Annotated in this window: 17 protein-coding genes; 13 read left to right on the top strand and 4 right to left on the bottom strand. The window is 72.9% G+C overall.

The window, feature by feature from the left end; all coding sequences use genetic code 11:
• Positions 1-13: 13 nt before the first annotated feature.
• From rpsI to VFH10_RS05385, 4 genes are read left to right on the top strand one after another with little or no spacing between them, the layout of a single operon-like run.
• The gene (gene rpsI, locus VFH10_RS05400) at positions 14-532 is read left to right on the top strand and encodes a 30S ribosomal protein S9 (protein WP_325126709.1); all 519 of its coding nucleotides are present in this window, start codon (positions 14-16) and stop codon (positions 530-532) included.
• 21 nt (positions 533-553) lie between these two features.
• The gene (glmM, locus tag VFH10_RS05395; protein ID WP_325126707.1) at positions 554-1918 is read left to right on the top strand and encodes a phosphoglucosamine mutase; all 1365 of its coding nucleotides are present in this window, start codon (positions 554-556) and stop codon (positions 1916-1918) included.
• 57 nt (positions 1919-1975) lie between these two features.
• Entirely contained in the window at positions 1976-2989 is a 1014-nt protein-coding gene (locus VFH10_RS05390; RefSeq protein WP_325126705.1) for a GNAT family N-acetyltransferase, read from the top strand.
• Positions 2990-4039, top strand: coding sequence for a GNAT family N-acetyltransferase (locus VFH10_RS05385; protein ID WP_325126703.1), 1050 nt, complete (start codon positions 2990-2992; stop codon positions 4037-4039).
• Here VFH10_RS05385 and VFH10_RS05380 read toward each other — a convergent pair.
• Genes VFH10_RS05380 through coaA form a run of 3 tightly spaced genes read right to left on the bottom strand, consistent with a single transcriptional unit; the run spans position 3975 to position 7454 of the window.
• On the bottom strand, positions 3975-5375 hold the full coding sequence (locus VFH10_RS05380; RefSeq protein WP_325126701.1) for a bifunctional metallophosphatase/5'-nucleotidase: 1401 nt from the start codon (positions 5373-5375) through the stop codon (positions 3975-3977). The two genes, VFH10_RS05385 and VFH10_RS05380, sit on opposite strands and share 65 nt — an antisense overlap.
• A 60-nt stretch (positions 5376-5435) precedes the next feature.
• Entirely contained in the window at positions 5436-6434 is a 999-nt protein-coding gene (locus VFH10_RS05375; protein ID WP_325126699.1) for a GNAT family N-acetyltransferase, read from the bottom strand.
• Positions 6435-6491: 57 nt separating this feature from the next.
• Positions 6492-7454, bottom strand: coding sequence for a type I pantothenate kinase (coaA, locus tag VFH10_RS05370; RefSeq protein WP_325126696.1), 963 nt, complete (start codon positions 7452-7454; stop codon positions 6492-6494).
• 63 nt (positions 7455-7517) lie between these two features.
• On the opposite strand from coaA, the gene glmS reads away from it, so the two are divergent.
• Both glmS and VFH10_RS05360 read left to right on the top strand, forming a co-directional pair.
• Positions 7518-9362, top strand: coding sequence for a glutamine--fructose-6-phosphate transaminase (isomerizing) (gene glmS / locus VFH10_RS05365; RefSeq protein ID WP_325126694.1), 1845 nt, complete (start codon positions 7518-7520; stop codon positions 9360-9362).
• A 7-nt stretch (positions 9363-9369) separates the two neighbouring features.
• Positions 9370-9720 carry a holo-ACP synthase gene (locus VFH10_RS05360; RefSeq protein WP_325126691.1) on the top strand — a complete coding sequence of 117 codons (351 nt, stop codon included), beginning with the start codon at positions 9370-9372 and terminating at the stop codon, positions 9718-9720.
• Positions 9721-9746: 26 nt separating this feature from the next.
• Here VFH10_RS05360 and VFH10_RS05355 read toward each other — a convergent pair whose 3' ends face one another.
• Positions 9747-10748 carry a class I SAM-dependent methyltransferase gene (locus tag VFH10_RS05355; RefSeq protein ID WP_325126690.1) on the bottom strand — a complete coding sequence of 334 codons (1002 nt, stop codon included), beginning with the start codon at positions 10746-10748 and terminating at the stop codon, positions 9747-9749.
• 67 nt (positions 10749-10815) lie between these two features.
• Between VFH10_RS05355 and VFH10_RS05350 the strand changes: the two genes are divergently transcribed.
• Genes VFH10_RS05350 through VFH10_RS05320 form a run of 7 tightly spaced genes read left to right on the top strand, consistent with a single transcriptional unit; the run spans position 10816 to position 16791 of the window.
• Positions 10816-11007 (top strand): PspC domain-containing protein, encoded by a 192-nt coding sequence (locus VFH10_RS05350; RefSeq protein ID WP_325126688.1) that lies wholly within the window; start codon positions 10816-10818, stop codon positions 11005-11007.
• Between the two features lie 40 nt (positions 11008-11047).
• The gene (locus VFH10_RS05345; protein WP_325126686.1) at positions 11048-12439 is read left to right on the top strand and encodes an NAD(P)H-hydrate dehydratase; all 1392 of its coding nucleotides are present in this window, start codon (positions 11048-11050) and stop codon (positions 12437-12439) included.
• Between the two features lie 28 nt (positions 12440-12467).
• Positions 12468-13667, top strand: coding sequence for an alanine racemase (gene alr / locus VFH10_RS05340; protein ID WP_325126684.1), 1200 nt, complete (start codon positions 12468-12470; stop codon positions 13665-13667).
• Positions 13664-14779, top strand: coding sequence for an alpha/beta hydrolase (locus tag VFH10_RS05335; protein ID WP_325126682.1), 1116 nt, complete (start codon positions 13664-13666; stop codon positions 14777-14779). Before alr ends, VFH10_RS05335 begins: the two co-directional genes overlap by 4 nt.
• On the top strand, positions 14776-15729 hold the full coding sequence (gene tsaE / locus VFH10_RS05330) for a tRNA (adenosine(37)-N6)-threonylcarbamoyltransferase complex ATPase subunit type 1 TsaE (RefSeq protein ID WP_325126680.1): 954 nt from the start codon (positions 14776-14778) through the stop codon (positions 15727-15729). Before VFH10_RS05335 ends, tsaE begins: the two co-directional genes overlap by 4 nt.
• Before the next feature lie 10 nt (positions 15730-15739).
• Positions 15740-16378, top strand: a complete 639-nt coding sequence (gene tsaB / locus VFH10_RS05325) for a tRNA (adenosine(37)-N6)-threonylcarbamoyltransferase complex dimerization subunit type 1 TsaB (protein WP_325126678.1) — start codon at positions 15740-15742, stop codon at positions 16376-16378.
• Positions 16375-16791: a GNAT family N-acetyltransferase gene (locus VFH10_RS05320; protein ID WP_325126676.1), complete on the top strand. Its 417-nt coding sequence runs from the start codon at positions 16375-16377 to the stop codon at positions 16789-16791. Before tsaB ends, VFH10_RS05320 begins: the two co-directional genes overlap by 4 nt.
• Positions 16792-16858: the final 67 nt, after the last annotated feature.

Here is a 16858-nt window from a genome sequence, read left to right as displayed (position 1 = left end):
AGCAAGGATCACCGTGACTGAATCCACCGGCACTGTCGAGCCAGGCACCGAGGTCGAGGAGACCTACGAGGCCAACGAGCAGGGCGTAGCGTACAGCTCCGAGAGCGCGCCGTCCGACGACGCTCCGGCCCGCCCGGCCACGATCGCACCGGCCCAGGCCACCGGCCGCCGCAAGGAGGCCGTGGCACGGGTGCGCCTCGTCCCCGGGACGGGTCAGTGGACCGTCAACGGTCGCGCGCTGGACTCCTACTTCCCGAACAAGCTGCACCAGCAGGTCGTCAACGAGCCGTTCGTGACCACCGACCTGGTGGGCCGCTTCGACGTCATCGCCCGCATCCACGGTGGCGGCATCACCGGCCAGGCCGGCGCGCTGCGTCTCGGTGTGGCCCGCGCGCTCAACGCCCTGGACCTGGAGGCGAACCGCCCGTCGCTGAAGAAGGCCGGGCTGCTCACGCGCGACCCGCGCGTCATCGAGCGCAAGAAGGCCGGGCTCAAGAAGGCCCGCAAGGCGCCTCAGTACAGCAAGCGCTGATCCGCTCCCGGGTCACTGGGAATGGGTCGCATCTTCGGCACGGACGGGGTCCGTGGGGTCGCCAACGGTCATCTGACCGCCGAGCTCGCGCTCGACCTCTCCGTCGCCGCAGCGCACGTCCTTGCCGAGGCCGGTGCCTTCCGCCACGCGGACGGGCACCGGCCTCGCGCCGTCGTCGGACGTGACACCCGGATCTCGGGCCAGTTCCTGGAGTCCGCCGTCGTCGCGGGTCTGGCGTCCGCGGGCGTGGACGTGCTCCTGCTCGGCGTGCTGCCGACCCCCGGGGTCGCCTACCTCACCGCGGCGCTGGACGCCGACCTCGGCGTGATGATCTCCGCCAGTCACAACCCGATGCCCGACAACGGCATCAAGTTCCTGGCCCGGGGCGGGGTCAAGCTCGACGACGCCATCGAGGCGGCGATCGAGGACCGCCTGCGGGAGCCGTGGGAGCGCCCCACCGGCGGCAAGGTCGGTCGGGTCGAGACCTACGACGCCGCGGTGGCCGACTACGCCAAGCACCTGGTCTCCACGATGCCGCGTGCGCTCGACGGGATCCGGGTCGTGCTCGACTGCGCGCACGGTGCCGCGTCGGTGGCAGGGCCCCTCGCGCTCGCCGAGGCGGGTGCCGAGGTGATCGCGATCAACGACGCCCCCGACGGCCTGAACATCAACGACGGCTGCGGGTCCACCCACCTCGGACCGGTCCAGGAGGCCGTCACGGCGCACGGCGCGGACGTCGGGTTCGCGCTCGACGGCGACGCCGACCGCTGCCTGGCGGTGGACGCCGCGGGCAACGTCGTCGACGGGGACCAGCTGCTCGCCGTGCTGGCGTTGGCGATGCGCGACGCAGGGACGCTCGTGAAGGACACCGTCGTCGTGACCGTCATGAGCAACCTCGGGTTCGTGCAGGCGATGCGGGCCAGCGGGATCGGCGTACGCCAGACCAAGGTGGGCGACCGCTACGTCCTGGAGGCCATGAACGCCGTCGGCTACTCCCTCGGCGGCGAGCAGTCCGGGCACGTCATCATGAGCAACCACGCCACCACCGGTGACGGCATCCTCACCGCCCTGCACGTCCTGGCCCGGATGGCCGAGCGGAGGGCGTCGCTCGCCGAGCTGGCCGGTGTGATGACCCGGCTTCCCCAGGTCCTCGTCAACGTGCCGGGCGTCGACAAGTCCCGGGCCGACGAGGACGCCGTGCTGGCCGCGGCCGTCGCCGAGGCCGAGGCGGAGCTCGGCGACACCGGCCGGGTGCTGCTGCGTCCGTCCGGCACCGAGCCGCTCGTCCGCGTGATGGTCGAGGCTGAGACCGCCGCCCAGGCCGCGGCCGTCGCTGGTCGCCTGGCCGAGGTCGTGCGTGAGCGGCTTGCCCTCTCCGCAAGCTGAACCCCGGCTCGACAAATGGGCTGCACCACGCGCCCTCGGCCCTTAGGCTCGTGCGTCGTGGAGATCCGCGACGTCGACCGGGCCGACGAGGCCGCCCTGCGCGAGTTCTGGGAGGTCGGCAAGGCCGCTGACAACGCCGCGCGGCCGCACGACTGGTGGAGCCCGTGGGAGGGCGCCCGCGTCAACTACCTCAGTCCGCGGCCCGGCCTCCGCTTCGAGATGCTTGCCGCCTACGAGGACGGCCGCACCGTCGGCACGGCCAGCGTGCACATGCCGACCATGGACAACCTGCACCTGGGTTTCGTGGGGATCCACGTGTTGCCCTCGCACCAAAGGCGGGGGATCGGGTCAGCGCTGCTCGGCCGCGCCGAGGACCTGCTGCGCGACGCGGGCCGGCGGGTGTCGATGGGCGACGCCTACGCCCCGGTCGGGGAGGACAGCGCGTCGCTGCGCTTCGCCCACCGGCTCGGCTACACCGACGCCATCGAGGACGGCATGAAGGTCGTGGACCTCGTGGAGACGGAGCCGACCTGGGCAGCCATCGAGGAGGAGACCCGGGCGCGCAGGGGCGACTACCGCCTGGTGTCCTGGACCCGCGAGGTCCCCGACGAGCTGCTGCCGGGATTCATCCACCTCAACGAGGCGTTCAACGACGAGGCGCCCACCGGCGAGATGGAGCTCGAGCGCGAGGTCTGGGACGAGGCGCGGGTGCGTGGCGGCGAGAAGCAGTCGCGGGAGGTCGGGCGGCACGTGCTCGCGGTCGCCGCGCTCGCCCCCGACCAGGGTGGGGGTGCACCCCCGGAGATGGTCGGTGTCACCGAGATCGTGGTCAGCGAGCACGCTCCGCACCGCGGCTTCCAGAGCGGCACGCTGGTGCTGCCCGCCCACCGCGGGCACGCCCTGGGACTCGCGATGAAGGTAGCGAACCACCGGCAGCTCCGCCGGCTGTTCCCCGAGTGCCGTCTTCTGCTCACCGGCAACGCCGGTGTGAACGTCGCGATGAACGCCGTCAACGACCGGCTGGGCTTCCGCGAGGTGGAGCGCTGCATCGAGGTGCAGAAGGAGCTGTAGATGGACACCCTCACCATGGAGATCCGCGCCCTCGACGCCTGGGACGACGCGGCGCTCGCGGCCTTCCACGCGACGTACCACGCGGCCGACGTCCACGGCCGTGAGCACGCCGCACCCTGGATGCTCGAGGAGATGCGCGCCGATCTCAGGGGGTCCCGCACGGGTGAGCGGTTCGCGTGCTGGACGGGCGTGGTGGACCCCGCGACAGACCCCGGCCCCGGCGGGGTGGTCAGCTGCGGGATGCTCGTGCTGCCGATGAAGGACAACCTGGACCTCGCGATCGTGCGGGTGTGGACGCGGCCGGAGAGCCGGCGGCGAGGGTACGGGTCGGCGATGCTCGACCACGTCGTCGCGGCGGCGGCGGCGGCGGGACGGATCACGCTCGTCTCGGAGGCGCACGTGCCGTTCGAGGCCCCCGAGGACGGCGTCGGCTACCCGGACCCGGACTTCGCGTACTCCCGGGGGTGGGGCTTCGACATGTGTGACGTCGTGCGGGTGCTGCCGCTGCCGGTGGACGACGGCAGGCTCTCCGCGCTGGGCGAGCAGGCGGCACCGCATCACGCGGACTACACGCTGCGCCAGTTCAAGGGCCCGGTGCCCGACGACATCGTCGAGGAGTTCGGTCGGCTGGTGGGATCCCTGATGGTGGAGGCGCCCTCGGGCGCGGTCGCGCTCGAGGAGGAGGTGCTCGACGTCGAGAGGATCCGGGCCGACGAGGCGGTGTTCGCGGCCGCCGGGCGCACGAAGTACACCACCGTCGCGGTCGCGCGGGACGGCTCCGTGGTCGCCTACTCCGAGCTGGTCGTCCCGGCGTTCGATCCTGGCGCGATCTTCCAGTGGGGGACGCTCGTGGACCGCGGGCACCGCGGTCATCGGCTCGGCATGGCCACCAAGGTGGCCAACCTGCGGTGGGTGCAGCGCGAGGCGCCCGACCGCGACCGCGTCTACACGATGAACGCGGAGGTCAACCAACAGATGATCGGCATCAACGAGGCGCTCGGCTTCCTTCCCGTCGAGCGTCACGTGAGCCTGCACCGCCGGCTGGCGTGACCCGCGACGCGAGGTAGGCCTCGAGCACCTCGGGCAGGATCATCGTGCTGTCGTGCTCGACGTCCGCGGGCTCGACCGGCAGCAGCCCGCCGTACGCGGCCAGCTCCAGGTCGGAGGCGGTGACGCGGTACGAACCGTCCTCGCGCAGTGGCAGACCCCCGACCACCACCCGATCGCCGTCGACGGAGATCCCGACCATCTGCAGGCGGCCGAGGGTTCGGCCGCGGAAGGTGCGCGGCGTCCGGGCGGCGTACTCCTCGGACAGCCCGGCGCGCAGCATCGCGCGGACCTGGGTCCCGGTGAGCGTCGCGGTTGCGGGGTTGCCGGGTGAGCTGGTCGCGGCCCACACGTCCCTGCGTCGGATCGTCCCCGCGGGCAACCCGGCCTCGCAGTGCGCCGCGATCAGCAGCGCGAAGTCGGCGGGCTGGTGTGCCAGCAGCGCCTCGCAGACGAGCCGGGCGGCAGCGCTGGTCGCGTCCGGGTCGTGGGGGGCGGCCGCGGGAAGGTGCCCGACCGGTTCGTCCAGCCACTCGTCCACGTCCCGCTCGGCCGCGGACAGGGCCTCGGTCACCGCAGGGTCCGCGGGGTCGTCGTCTGCCACCGGCTCCAGGGCCATGTCGACGACGCGGACCCCGGCCTCGTCGACCTCCAGCAGCACCCGGCCGAGGTGCCGGCCGTGGGAGCCCGCCTGCACGATCGGGACGCCCTGGTCACGCTCACCCTCGGTGAGCACGTCGTGGGTGTGCCCGCCGACGATCAGGTCGACCTTGTCGCGGACCGACCAGCTCAGCCCGCGGTCGTGGTTGATGCCGGCGTGACTGAGCACCACGACCACGTCGGCCCCGGCCTCGCGGAGCCGGGTGGCCTCGCGCCGAACGGCGGTGACCCGGCCCCGCTCGCGCAGCCCGAACACGTCGTACTGGTGGTAGTAGTCCGTGATCCCGACCACGCCGACCAGGAAGTCGCCGGCGCGCAACAGGACCGACGGCGCGGCGCCGTCGGGGGTGCGTCCCTCGCGCGTCTCGACGTCGCAGACCAGGGGCGGCGAGCCGAGCGCCTCGGCGTACCGCGGTAGCAGCGCGGGGCCGTAGCGGAGCAGGCCACCGTTGCCCGCGACCGCCGCGTCGACACCGGCCGCGCCCAGCAGGCGCCATCCCGCGACGCCGTGGCTGAGGGCCGAGAGCCGGACGCTGGCCTCCTCGACGTCGCCGCCGTCCATCAGCAGTACCGGGTGACCCGCGGTCTCGCGGATCGCCCGCGCCCTCGCGCTGAGCCGCGCCAGGCCGTCCCACCGGCCGTGCACGTCGTTCCAGTGCAGGATCTCCAGGGTGCTCACGAGGGCCCATCCTGCCGCACGACTCCGCGCGGCCCCGAGCGGCGCGACCTGCAGGGTCTCCTATAGCAGGCGCTTCAGCGTGGGCACCACCGCGACCGGCACGAAGCCGAGCCGGTCGTTGATCGCGACCATCCACGCGTTGGTCTCGGCGTTGGTGGTGACGACCCGCTTGACCTCCGGCTGGCGCTCCTGGAGCCGGCGCAGGTTGGCCACCTTGGTCGCGGCTCCGAGCCGGTGCCCGCGGTGGTCGGGGTGCACGAGCGTGCCCCACTGATGCGCCTCGTCGTCGCCCTCGGCCACGCCGATGTCGGAGTGCGCGACGACCCGGCCGTCGAGCACGGCGACCGTGGAGTACATCGTGCGGCCCATCTTCTCGTTGAGGTCGTACATCTCGCGCACCGTCTCCGGAGTCGAGGCGCCGGCCTCGACGTCGACGTCGCCCATCGGCGCCTCGAGCAGGAACAGGTTGGCCAGCTCGGCGAACGAGGGCAGCAGGTCGTCCGGCAGCCGACCGACGTACGACCTGATCTCGTAGTCGCCGACCTTCTGGTCGACCTCCGCCTGGATCTCGTCGAGGAGGGCGCCGGCCACGGGGAGCTCGAGGTTGCGCTGGATCTCCGTGTTGGCGAGCTTGAAGTCCTGTCGCTCGGCCCATGCGAGGACCGGTGAGGTCTCCCGCTGCTCGAACGGGATGCCGCTGCCGCCGAGCAGCTGGGTGCGGTGCTCGGCGCGGGCGGTCTCGACGACGCCGTCCATGACCACCGCGCCGATTCCGCGGCCGCGCAGCGCCGGCTCGACCGCCACGAACACCCAGGCGGTGTCGACGTTGTCGAGCTTCGACATCATCAGGAAGCCGACGCCGACCATCTGCTCACCGTCGTAGGCGGCGAGGGCCAGGTTCCTGCGCTCGCTGGTCTCCTCGCCGAACAGTCCCTGCACGTCCCGGAACGTCCACATCGGGTTCCAGGGCCTGCCGTCCTCCTTCTCGGCGCGCCACAGGATCTCGTAGAACCGGCGCATCTGGTCTTCGTCGTGGGGGTCCAGCGGTCGCGTCTGCATGGCGACATCCAACACGCATTCCGCGGCCGCGGCGCGGCATTTTCGCGCGTCGGTCGGTCACACCTTGCGGAGGCGGACGAAGCGGACCGAGTGGTCGGCGGCCTTGCGCAGCACCAGGGTGGCGCGGCTGCGGGTGGGCTGCACGTTCTGCTTGAGGTTGGGGCCGTTGATCGTGTCCCAGATGCGGTTGGCCTCGGTCACCGCCTCGCCCTGCGTGAGGTGGCCGTACTTCGTGAAGTACGAGGCGGGGTTGCGGAACGCCGTCTCCCGCAGCCGCAGGAACCGGTCGACGTACCAGCGGCGGATGTCGGCGGTCGCCGCGTCGACGTACACGGAGAAGTCGAAGAAGTCGCTGATCGCCAGCCCGGTGCTGCCGTCCTCGCGGACCCGCGCGGGCTGGAGCACGTTGAGGCCCTCGATGATGACGACGTCGGGGCTCTTCACGACCACCTTCTCGTCGGGGATCACGTCGTAGACGAGGTGGGAGTACGTCGGTGCCTCCACCTCGTCCTTGCCCGACTTGATGTCCATCACGAAGCGGAGCAGCGCCTTGCGGTCGTAGGACTCGGGGAAGCCCTTGCGGCCGAGGATGCCCCGCCGCTCGAGCTCGGCGTTGGGGTAGAGGAAGCCGTCGGTGGTGACCAGCGCGACCGCCGGGTGCTCCGGCCAGTGCGCCAGCATCTGCTGCAGCACCCGCGCCGTCGTCGACTTGCCGACCGCGACGGAGCCGGCCAGCCCGATCACGAACGGCGTGCGCGGCGGGACCGGCTGCCTGAGGAAGTCCTCCTGGGCACGGTGCAGCCCACCGGCCGCACCGACGTACAGGGAGAGCAGCCGGGACAGCGGAAGGTAGACCTGTCGGACCTCGTCGAGGTCGAGCTCGTCTCCGAGGCCGCGCACCCGCTCGATCTCGGTCGGCGTGAGCGGTTGCTCCGTCGCCGCGGCCAGGGACGCCCAGGCGCTGCGGTCGAGCTCGACATACGGCCCGGAGTCGCGCTCGGCGCCCTGCCCTGGAGACATGCCCGGCATTCTGCCGGTCCACCGGCGCCGGCCGGGGTGCGGCCCCACCGTAGGATTGCGCGCATGTGTGGAATCGTCGGGTACGTCGGACCCAAGCAGGCCGAGAAGGTCGTCGTGGAGGGCCTGCGCAGGCTGGAGTACCGCGGCTACGACTCGGCCGGCGTGGCCCTCGTCGTCGATGGTCGGATCGCCTCACAGAAGCGCGCCGGCAAGATCGCGAACCTCGACAAGGCGCTCGCCGACGAGCCGCTGCCCGAGTCCACCACCGGGATCGGGCACACGCGCTGGGCCACCCACGGCGCCCCGAACGACACCAACGCGCACCCGCACCTCGGCCAGGACTCCCGGATTGCCTTGGTGCACAACGGCATCATCGAGAACTTCGCGGTCCTGCGCGCAGAGCTGGAGGCCGCCGGCCATGACCTGCGCTCGGAGACCGACACCGAGGTGGCCGCCCACCTGCTCGAGGCGGCGGTCGCCGGCGGCGACGACCTGACCACCGCCATGCAGAGCGTCTGCCGCCGGCTCGAAGGCGCGTTCACCCTGGTCGCGGTCGACGCGGCCGACCCGTCGCGCGTGGTCGCCGCGCGCCGCAACTCGCCGCTCGTGGTCGGCGTGGGTGAGGGGGAGAACTTCCTCGCCTCCGACGTGGCGGCGTTCATCGAGCACACCCGCGATGCCCTCGAGCTCGGGCAGGACCAGGTGGTCACGATCACCCGCGAGGGCGTCGCGGTCACCGACTTCGACGGCAACGACGCGGAGGCCAAGCCCTACCACGTCGACTGGGACCTCTCCGCCGCGGAGAAGGACGGCTACGACTGGTTCATGCGCAAGGAGATCCACGAGCAGCCGCGCGCGATCGCCGACTCGTTGCTCGGCCGGCACGACGCCGGGGGCGCCCTGCAGCTCGACGAGATCCGGATCAGCGAGGACGAGCTCCGCGAGGTCGACAAGATCATCATCGTCGCGTGCGGCACGGCGTTCTACGCCGGCCTGGTCGCGAAGTACGCTATCGAGCACTGGACCCGGATCCCCTGCGAGGTGGAGCTCGCCCACGAGTTCCGCTACCGCGACCCGATCCTCACCCGCCACACACTGGTGGTCGCGGTCAGCCAGTCCGGCGAAACGGCTGACACGCTGATGGCGATCCGGCACGCCCGCGAGCAGCGCTCCAAGGTGCTTGCGATCTGCAACACCAACGGCTCGACCATCCCGCGCGAGTCCGACGCGGTCATCTACACGCACGCCGGCCCGGAGATCGGCGTCGCCTCGACCAAGGGATTCATGACCCAGCTGGTGGCCTGCTACCTGCTGGCGCTCTACCTCGCGCAGGTGCGGGGCACGAAGTTCGGCGACGAGATCGCCGACATCGTCGCGGAGCTCGACAAGATGCCCGACCACGTGCAGCGGATGCTCGACGACGCCGGGCCGGTGAACGAGCTCGCGAAGGAGCTGTCGTCGACGAAGTCGGTGCTGTTCCTAGGTCGGCACGCCGGCTTCCCGATCGCGCTGGAGGGGGCACTCAAGCTCAAGGAGCTCGCCTACATCCACGCCGAGGGGTTCGCGGCCGGCGAGCTCAAGCACGGGCCGATCGCGCTGGTGGAGCAGGACCTCCCGGTGTTCTGCGTCGTCCCTCCACGGGGGCGGGACTTCCTGCACGACAAGATGGTCAGCGGCATCCAGGAGGTGCGGGCCCGGGGGGCGCGCACGATCGTGCTCGCGGAGGAGGACGACGAGACCGTCGCGCCGTACGCCGACGTGCTGATCCGGCTCCCGAAGGTGCCCACGCTCCTGCAGCCGATGGTCGCGGCGGTGCCGCTGCAGCTGTTCGCCTGCGAGCTCGCGACCGTCAAGGGCCACGACGTCGACCAGCCGCGCAACCTCGCCAAGTCCGTCACGGTCGAGTAGCCGCACCGTGATCGCCGGCGTGGGCATCGACGTGGTCGACATCGATCGCTTCGAGGAGTCGCTCGAACGCACCCCCGCGATGCGGGAGCGGCTGTTCACCGAGGCCGAGCGGTCGCGGCCGCCGGCGTCGCTGGCCGCCCGGTTCGCGGCCAAGGAGGCGCTGGCGAAGGCCCTCGGCGCACCGACCGGGATGGCCTGGCTGGACGCCGAGGTCGTCAACGAGGCGTCCGGCGACCCGCAGTTCGAGATCCGCGGCTCGGTCCTGGCCCGCGCGGAGGCCATCGGCGTCCGTTCGATCCACGTCTCGCTCTCCCACGACGCCGGCATCGCCTCCGCGGTGGTCGTCCTCGAGTCCTGAGGCCACCCTCTGCGTTCGGTGGGGGGTCAGGAGGCGGTGGCGACGAGCGCCATCAGCGGTTCACCGGGCGTGAGGCGGCGGGTGGCGTCCACGGTGAACCCGGCCTCCTCCACCTGGGCGCGCAGGACGTCCATGTCGGGCAGCTCCATCGACCCCTGCTGGGCGCGGATGAGCAGGTCGAAGTGCCGGCTGAACCAGTCGTCGGTGAGAGCGGTCGTCACCACCACCAGCGCGCCGCCCGGGGAGAGCACGTCACGCACCGTCCGGAAGAGCCCCGGGCGGTCGACGACGGGCAGGTAGTAGACCATGTTCGCGAGCAGGGCCACGTCGAACGGCCCCTCGCCCGCGAGCCTCTCCCGCGCCTCGCCGACCAGGACCCGGGCACGCCCGTCGAGGCCCTGCCGCGAGAGGTTCTCCGCGGCGTGCGTGGCCGCCACCGGGTCGAGCTCGATCCCCACGCCGTGCGCGTCGGGCGCCGCCCGCAGCATGGTGGCGAGCAGCATCCCGGAGCCGCAGCCGAGGTCGACCACCGAGCGGGTGGGCCGGGAGGACACCTCCTCGCGCAGCGTCGCCTCGACCATCGGCTGCATGAACCGCGACAGGTCCGCGATGACCTGGGCGCGGTGGTTCACGTCCTGTCGGCCGTCGCCGCCGTCGAGCTGCTGCAGGATGTCGCGGTAGACGCCGGTGTGGAAGTCGCTGAACGCGGTGTACGCCGCACGCGCGACCGGGTCGTCGGCGATCGCGCGTCCGCGCCGCGTGATCTCGTGAGAGCCGCCGTCCGGGCGCACCAGCCCCGCCGCCTCGAGGGTCCGCACGAAGGCCAGCAGCAGGTCGTGGTTCGCATAGCCCAGTCGCGACGCCAGGTCGTGCACCGTCGCGGGGACGCGGAGGGCGTCGAGAACCCCGGTCTCCAGAGCTGCACCCGTCATCGCCACCCGCACCGCCGACTGGCCGGCGCGCACCGCGGCGACCCTGGCGCGGAAGTTCCCGCCCCGCACGACCATGCCGAGCGCACGTACGTCCATCGGGCCACCGTAGGGCCGGTCCCCGGACCGCTGGCAACCCCGCCCCGGACCGGGTAGAGATGGGGGCATGGCTACTTCTCGACTGGTGCGCCCCACGCGAAGCGGATGGATCGCCGGGGTCTGCGCAGGGTTGGCAGACCGATTCGGCATCTCCCGCGGCCTGGTCCGGCTCGGCTTCGTGATCTTCGGTCTGGTGGGTGCCGGCGAGATCGTCTACATCGCCCTGTGGATCATCATGCCCAAGGACGACCGGCCCTGACCTTGCCGGCGAGGTTCCGAAACGCTCTAGCCTGAGCCGCATGCGGAGCGCGCACACGGTCGAGCAGGTGCGGGCCGCCGAGGCCGAGCTGATGGCCCGGCTGCCCGAGGGGGCGCTGATGCGCCGCGCCGCGTCGGGACTCGCACACGCGGTGTCCGATCTGCTCGGGTCGACGTACGGTGCGCGCGTGCTTCTGCTCGTCGGCTCCGGCGACAACGGCGGCGACGCGTTGTACGCCGGCGCCGACCTCGCCCGTCGTGGTGCCGCCGTCGCCGCACGGCTGCTCAGCCCCGAGCGCACACATGCATCCGGTCTCGCTGCGCTCCAGAAGGCGGGCGGCCGAGTCGTCGCCGACGACCGCGCGGCAGTCGGGCACCGGCCGGCCGTCGTCGTCGACGGGATCGTCGGCATCGGCGGCACGGGTGGCCTCCGCCCAAACGCCGCAGCGGCGGTCGACGCGCTGCGCGGTGTCCCGTTCGTCGCCGTGGACGTGCCGAGCGGGGTCGACGTCGACACCGGCCGGCTCGACGGCCCGCACGTCGAAGCGTTGCTGACAGTCACGTTCGGAACCCACAAGATCGCGCACCTCGTCGAGCCCGCTGCCGGCGCCGCGGGCGTGGTCCACCTCGTCGACCTCGGTCTGGACCTTCCGGACGCGGACCTCACCGCCCTGCAGGCCGACGACGTGGCGCGCCTGCTGCCGGTGCCGGGTCCGGACGCGCACAAGTACACCCGCGGGGTGGTGGGGGTGCGCGCCGGCTCGCGGCAGTACCCCGGCGCCGCGGTCCTGTGCGCCGCCGGCGCCCTGTGCGGTCTCGCCGGGATGGTGCGGTACGTCGGAGCGGCGGCCGACGAGGTCCGGGCCGCACACCCCGAGGTGGTGGTCGGCGACGGGCACGTGCAGGCCTGGGTCGTCGGGTCCGGTGGCGGGGACGACGCCGCGGAGGCGGTGGCCGCGGTCGCCACGGACGGCGTACCGCTCGTGCTCGACGCCGACGCCCTGGTGCACGTGCCGCGGGTCGGCGCCGGGGGACCGCACCTGCTGACCCCGCACGCGGGCGAGCTGGCCCGGATGCTCGGCGTGGAGCGCGAGACGGTCGAGGCAGACCAGCTCGCTCACGCCCGAGACGCGGCGCGCCGGTTCGGATCCGTCGTGCTGCTCAAGGGTCGGCACACGCTCGTCGCGGCGCCGGACGGCCGGGTGCGGGTGACCACGGTCGCACCACCGTGGCTGGCCACCGCCGGCGCGGGCGACGTGCTCGCCGGGTTGTGCGGCGCGCTGATGGCGGCCGGGTGCGACGCCTTCGACGCCGGCTCCGTCGGAGCGTGGCTGCACGGCGCGGGCGCGGCCGTGGCCGGGGACCACGGGCCGGTCACGGCTGGAGCCGTCGCCGCCGCGATTCCCGCGGTGTGTCGCTCCCTGCTGGCCTGACGGCGGCTCCTGCGAGAATCGAGGTGCCATGACCAGCCCCGCCCAGCACCACGACGCGCACGGTCGCGCCGAGGTCGTGATCGACCTCGCCGCGCTGAGGCACAACGTGGCGACGCTCAAGGCGGCGGTCGGCGACGCGCTGATGATGACCGTGGTCAAGGCCGACGGCTACGGGCACGGGATGGTCGAGGCCGCGCGGGCTGCTCGCGAGGGCGGGGCCGACTGGCTCGGCGTCGCGGTCCTGGAGGAGGCGCTCGCGCTGCGCGCGGCCGGCGACACCGGACCGATCCTGACCTGGCTGGCGGTGCCCGGCGAGGACTACCGCCCGGCCATCGAGGCGGGTGTGGACGTCACGGCCTACACCGTCGCCGAGCTCGACGAGATCGCCACGGCCGCGCGAGAGCTCGGGGTCCGGGCGCGGGTGCAGCTCAAGGTGGACACCGGGCTGAGCCGCGGTGGCTCCGCGGAGCCGCTGTGGGGCGGGCTCGTGGAAGCAGCGGCCACCGCAGAGGAGTCCGGCGCGGTCCGGGTCACCGGCATCTGGTCGCACTTCGCCTGCTCCGACGAGCCGGAGCACCCGGCCAACAAGCTGCAGGAGGACGCGTTCCGGGAGGCCTGCGCCGTCGCGGAGCTGGCCGGCCTCGAGCCCGAGGTGCGGCACTTGGCCAACTCCGCGGGAGCCCTGTTGCGCCCGTCGTCACGGTTCGACCTGGTGCGCTGCGGGATCGCGTCGTACGGACTGACCCCGGCACCCGACGTCGTCACCTCCGCGGAGCTCGGGCTGGTGCCGGCGATGACCGTGCGCGGCCGGCTCGCCCTGGTCAAGCGCATCGCGGCCGGCTCGGGTGTCTCCTACGGGCACACCTACATCACACCGCGCGACACGAGCATCGGCGTCGTACCCATGGGCTACGGCGACGGCGTGCCGAGGCACGCGTCCTCGACGGCCGAGGTGCAGGTGGCCGGTCGGCGCCGGCCGGTCCGTGGCCGGGTGTGCATGGACCAGCTCGTGGTCGACCTCGGCGACGACGACGTGGTCACCGGCGAGGAGGTGGTGCTGTTCGGGACCGGCGCCGATGGGGAACCCACCGCACAGCACTGGGCGGAGTGGTGCGGCACCATCAGCTACGAGATCGTCACCAGGCTCGGTGCCCAGGAGCCGGCGCAGGCTTCGGCACGAATGCGGCGAGTGCACGTGGACGGCGACGCGAAGGGTGGGGACGAGTGAGGAAGAGGCGTCTGCGGCGACTGGCTGCGGCCGGAGTCGGCGCGGCAGCGGCCGCGGTCGCGACCGGCCTGGTGGTCGAGCGACGGACCGTGAGGGCCCGCAAGGCGGGGGCGGCCGGCGCCGACCGGCTCGGCGGCCTGCGGTCTGAGGAGATCCGGGTCAAGGTCGGGGACGAGGTCACCCTGCACGCGGAGGTCGACGAGGTCGCGCCCTACGACACCGGGGCCTCGTCGGCGCGGGGACCTGTGACACCGACGAAGCACCGCCCGGGCGAGGCGACCCTGGTCTTCGTGCACGGCTACGCGCTCAACCTGGACTGCTGGCACTTCCAGCGTGAGCACTTCCGCGGTCGCCGCCGGATCGTCCTCTACGACCAGCGCTCGCACGGCAGGTCCGACCGCTCGCCGCGCGAGGAGGCGACCATCGACCAGCTCGGCCGGGACCTCAAGGTGGTGCTCGACGAGCTGGTGCCGTCCGGGCCGGTCGTGCTCGTGGGGCACTCGATGGGCGGCATGACGATCATGGCCCTGGCCGAGCAGCACCCCGAGCTGTTCGGCGACCGGGTCATCGGCGTCGCCCTGCTCTCCACGACGGCGGGACGCCTGCGGCCGCACCGGATCATCAGCGCCCACATCCCCGACCTGATCGGGGGGAGCATCGGCAACCGGCTCATCGCCGGCCTGGCCAGAGCCCCCCAGCTGGTGGACAGCGCTCGGCGTCGCGGCTCCAACATCGGGTTCCTGGTCACCGACAAGCTCGCGTTCGGCGACGACGTGCCCTCGTCGTACGTCGAGTTCGTCGACGAGATGCTGGCCGGGACGCCGTTCGAGGTGCTCGCGGAGTTCTTCCCGAACTTCGAGTCCCACGACCGGTTCGCCGTGCTCGCGGCCTTCGAGAAGGTGCCGACCACCATCATGTGTGGAACCAAGGACCTGCTGACCGGCATCGGTCAGAGCCGCAAGATGGCCGAGCGGATCCCGGGCGCCCGGCTGGTGGAGGCCACCGGCGCGGGGCACATGATGATCATGGAGCGGGCCGGCAAGGTCAACGAGACCCTGATGGGGCTGGTCGCGGACGCCGAGCGGCGGGCCACGGCCAGTCGCGCCTCATGACCGCTGCGCTCATGATCGACGTCAACCTGGTCGGGCCGGAGGCGTCCGACGACGTGCTCGGCGTGGTGCACGCGGGCTTCGGCGCGCGCGAGGTGGTCGACCCGCCGTCGTCGGCCCCGGACGAGACCGTCGAGTCGGTGCGGGCCGCTCTCGCCGAGCACGGCGGCCTGCTCGCCACCTCGGAGCTCGGGCCGGTGGGCGGCCTCCTGCTCGCGCCCGACGGTGACGTGCTCTCCCTGCGCCGGGTCTCGGTGCACCCCGACCGGCAGGGGCGTGGCGTCGCCCGGGCACTCGTGCGGCAGGCAGAGCGCATCGCGGCCGCGCGAGGGTTCTCCGCCACCCGGGTGCTGGCCCGCGCCGAGCTGCCGCGCACCGTGCGGTTCTGGCGGCGCCTGGGGTACGTCGAGACCGACCGCGACGGCCCCCTGGTCACACTGGCCAAGGTGCTGCCCGTCGAGGTCGAGTCCCGGTCCGCCGACGAGGCCCGCGAACTCGGGTCCCGGCTGGCCGGCGCGCTCCGCGCCGGCGACGTGGTGATCCTCAGCGGCGACCTCGGCGCCGGCAAGACCACGTTCACCCAGGGCATCGGCGCCGGGCTGCACGTGCGGGGTGACGTCACGTCCCCGACGTTCGTGATCTCCCGCGTCCACCCGTCGCTTGGTGACGGCCCGGCCCTGGTGCACGTGGACGCCTACCGGCTCGGTGGGATCGAGGAGCTCGACGACCTCGACCTGGACACCTCGCTCGACGAGGCCGTCACCGTCGTCGAGTGGGGTGCGGGCGTCGCCGAGGGCCTCGCCGACGAGCGGCTGGAGGTACGGATCACCCGACCCCGGGGCGAGCACGCCGACAGCGTCGACCACGACCCCCGCACGGTGCTCTTCACCCCCGTCGGGGCACGCTGGATCGAGGCCGGGCTCGGCCGGGTGCTGACCGGCGCGCTCGCGTAGCCTCGGTCCCGTGCTGCTCGCCTTCGACACCGCCACGCCGGCCGTCACGGTCGCCCTGCACGACGGCGAGCGCGTGGTTGCGTCGTCGACGACAGTCGACGCGAGGCGGCACGGCGAGCTGCTCGCCCCCACCATCACCGCACTGCTCGACGAGGCGTGGGTGCCCCGACAGGACCTCACCGCGATCGCGGTCGGCGTCGGCCCCGGCCCGTTCACCGGCCTCCGGGTCGGGCTGGTGACCGCGCGCACCCTCGCGGCCGTGCTCGAGATCCCCGTCTACGGCGTCTGCACGCTCGACGTGCTCGCCGCCGAGGCAGTCGACGCCGCCACGGTGGACGGGCCGTTCCTCGTCGCGACGGACGCGCGGCGCAAGGAGGTCTACTGGGCGTCGTACGACGAAGCGGGCCGGCGCCTCGACGGTCCGCATGTCTCCCGGCCCGCCGACGTCGCCACCGACCGGCCCGTGGTGGGACGCGGCGGGCTCATGTACCCCGACGCCTTCCCGCGCCCGGTGCGGCCGGAGCACCCCGACGCCCGCGTGCTGGCCGCCGTGGTCAGCGAGGAACGAGCCGAGCTGCTCGACCCGGAGCCGCTCTACCTGCGCCGCCCCGACGCGGCGACACCGGGGAAGCCGAAGAAGGTCTCGTGACCGTGCGGCCGGCCACCGTCGCCGACGTGGCGGCCGTGGCCGCCCTGGACCGCGAGCTGTTCGGTCCGGACGCCTGGACCGCGGCCCAGGTCGCCGAGGAGCTGCTCGGCGAGCACCGGCGCGCGTGGGTGGCGGGGGAGCCCCTGCACGGCTACGTCGTGACCCGGACCGTCGGGGACGTGACCGACCTGCAACGGATCGCGGTGCACCCCCGCCACCGCCGCCGCGGCCTGGCCCGCGAGCTGCTCGCCGCGGCGGGCGACGGCCGCCGGATGCTGCTCGAGGTCAGTGCCGACAACACCGACGCGGTCGCGTTCTACGCCGCGGCGGGGTTCGTCGAGATCGGCCGACGCCGCCGCTACTACCGCGAAGGCAGCGACGCCCTCGTCATGCAGCGCGCCGCCACCGGATAGCCCGATCGGGCCATCTCGAACCACCCGATCGGGGGACTAGCCGGACGCGTCGGCGCTCGTTGGTCCC

The sequence above is a fragment of the Nocardioides sp. genome (assembly GCF_035697785.1).
In the GTDB taxonomy this organism is placed as follows: Bacteria; Actinomycetota; Actinomycetes; order Propionibacteriales; family Nocardioidaceae; genus Nocardioides_B.
This window is presented reverse-complemented; position numbering and strand designations above follow the sequence as displayed.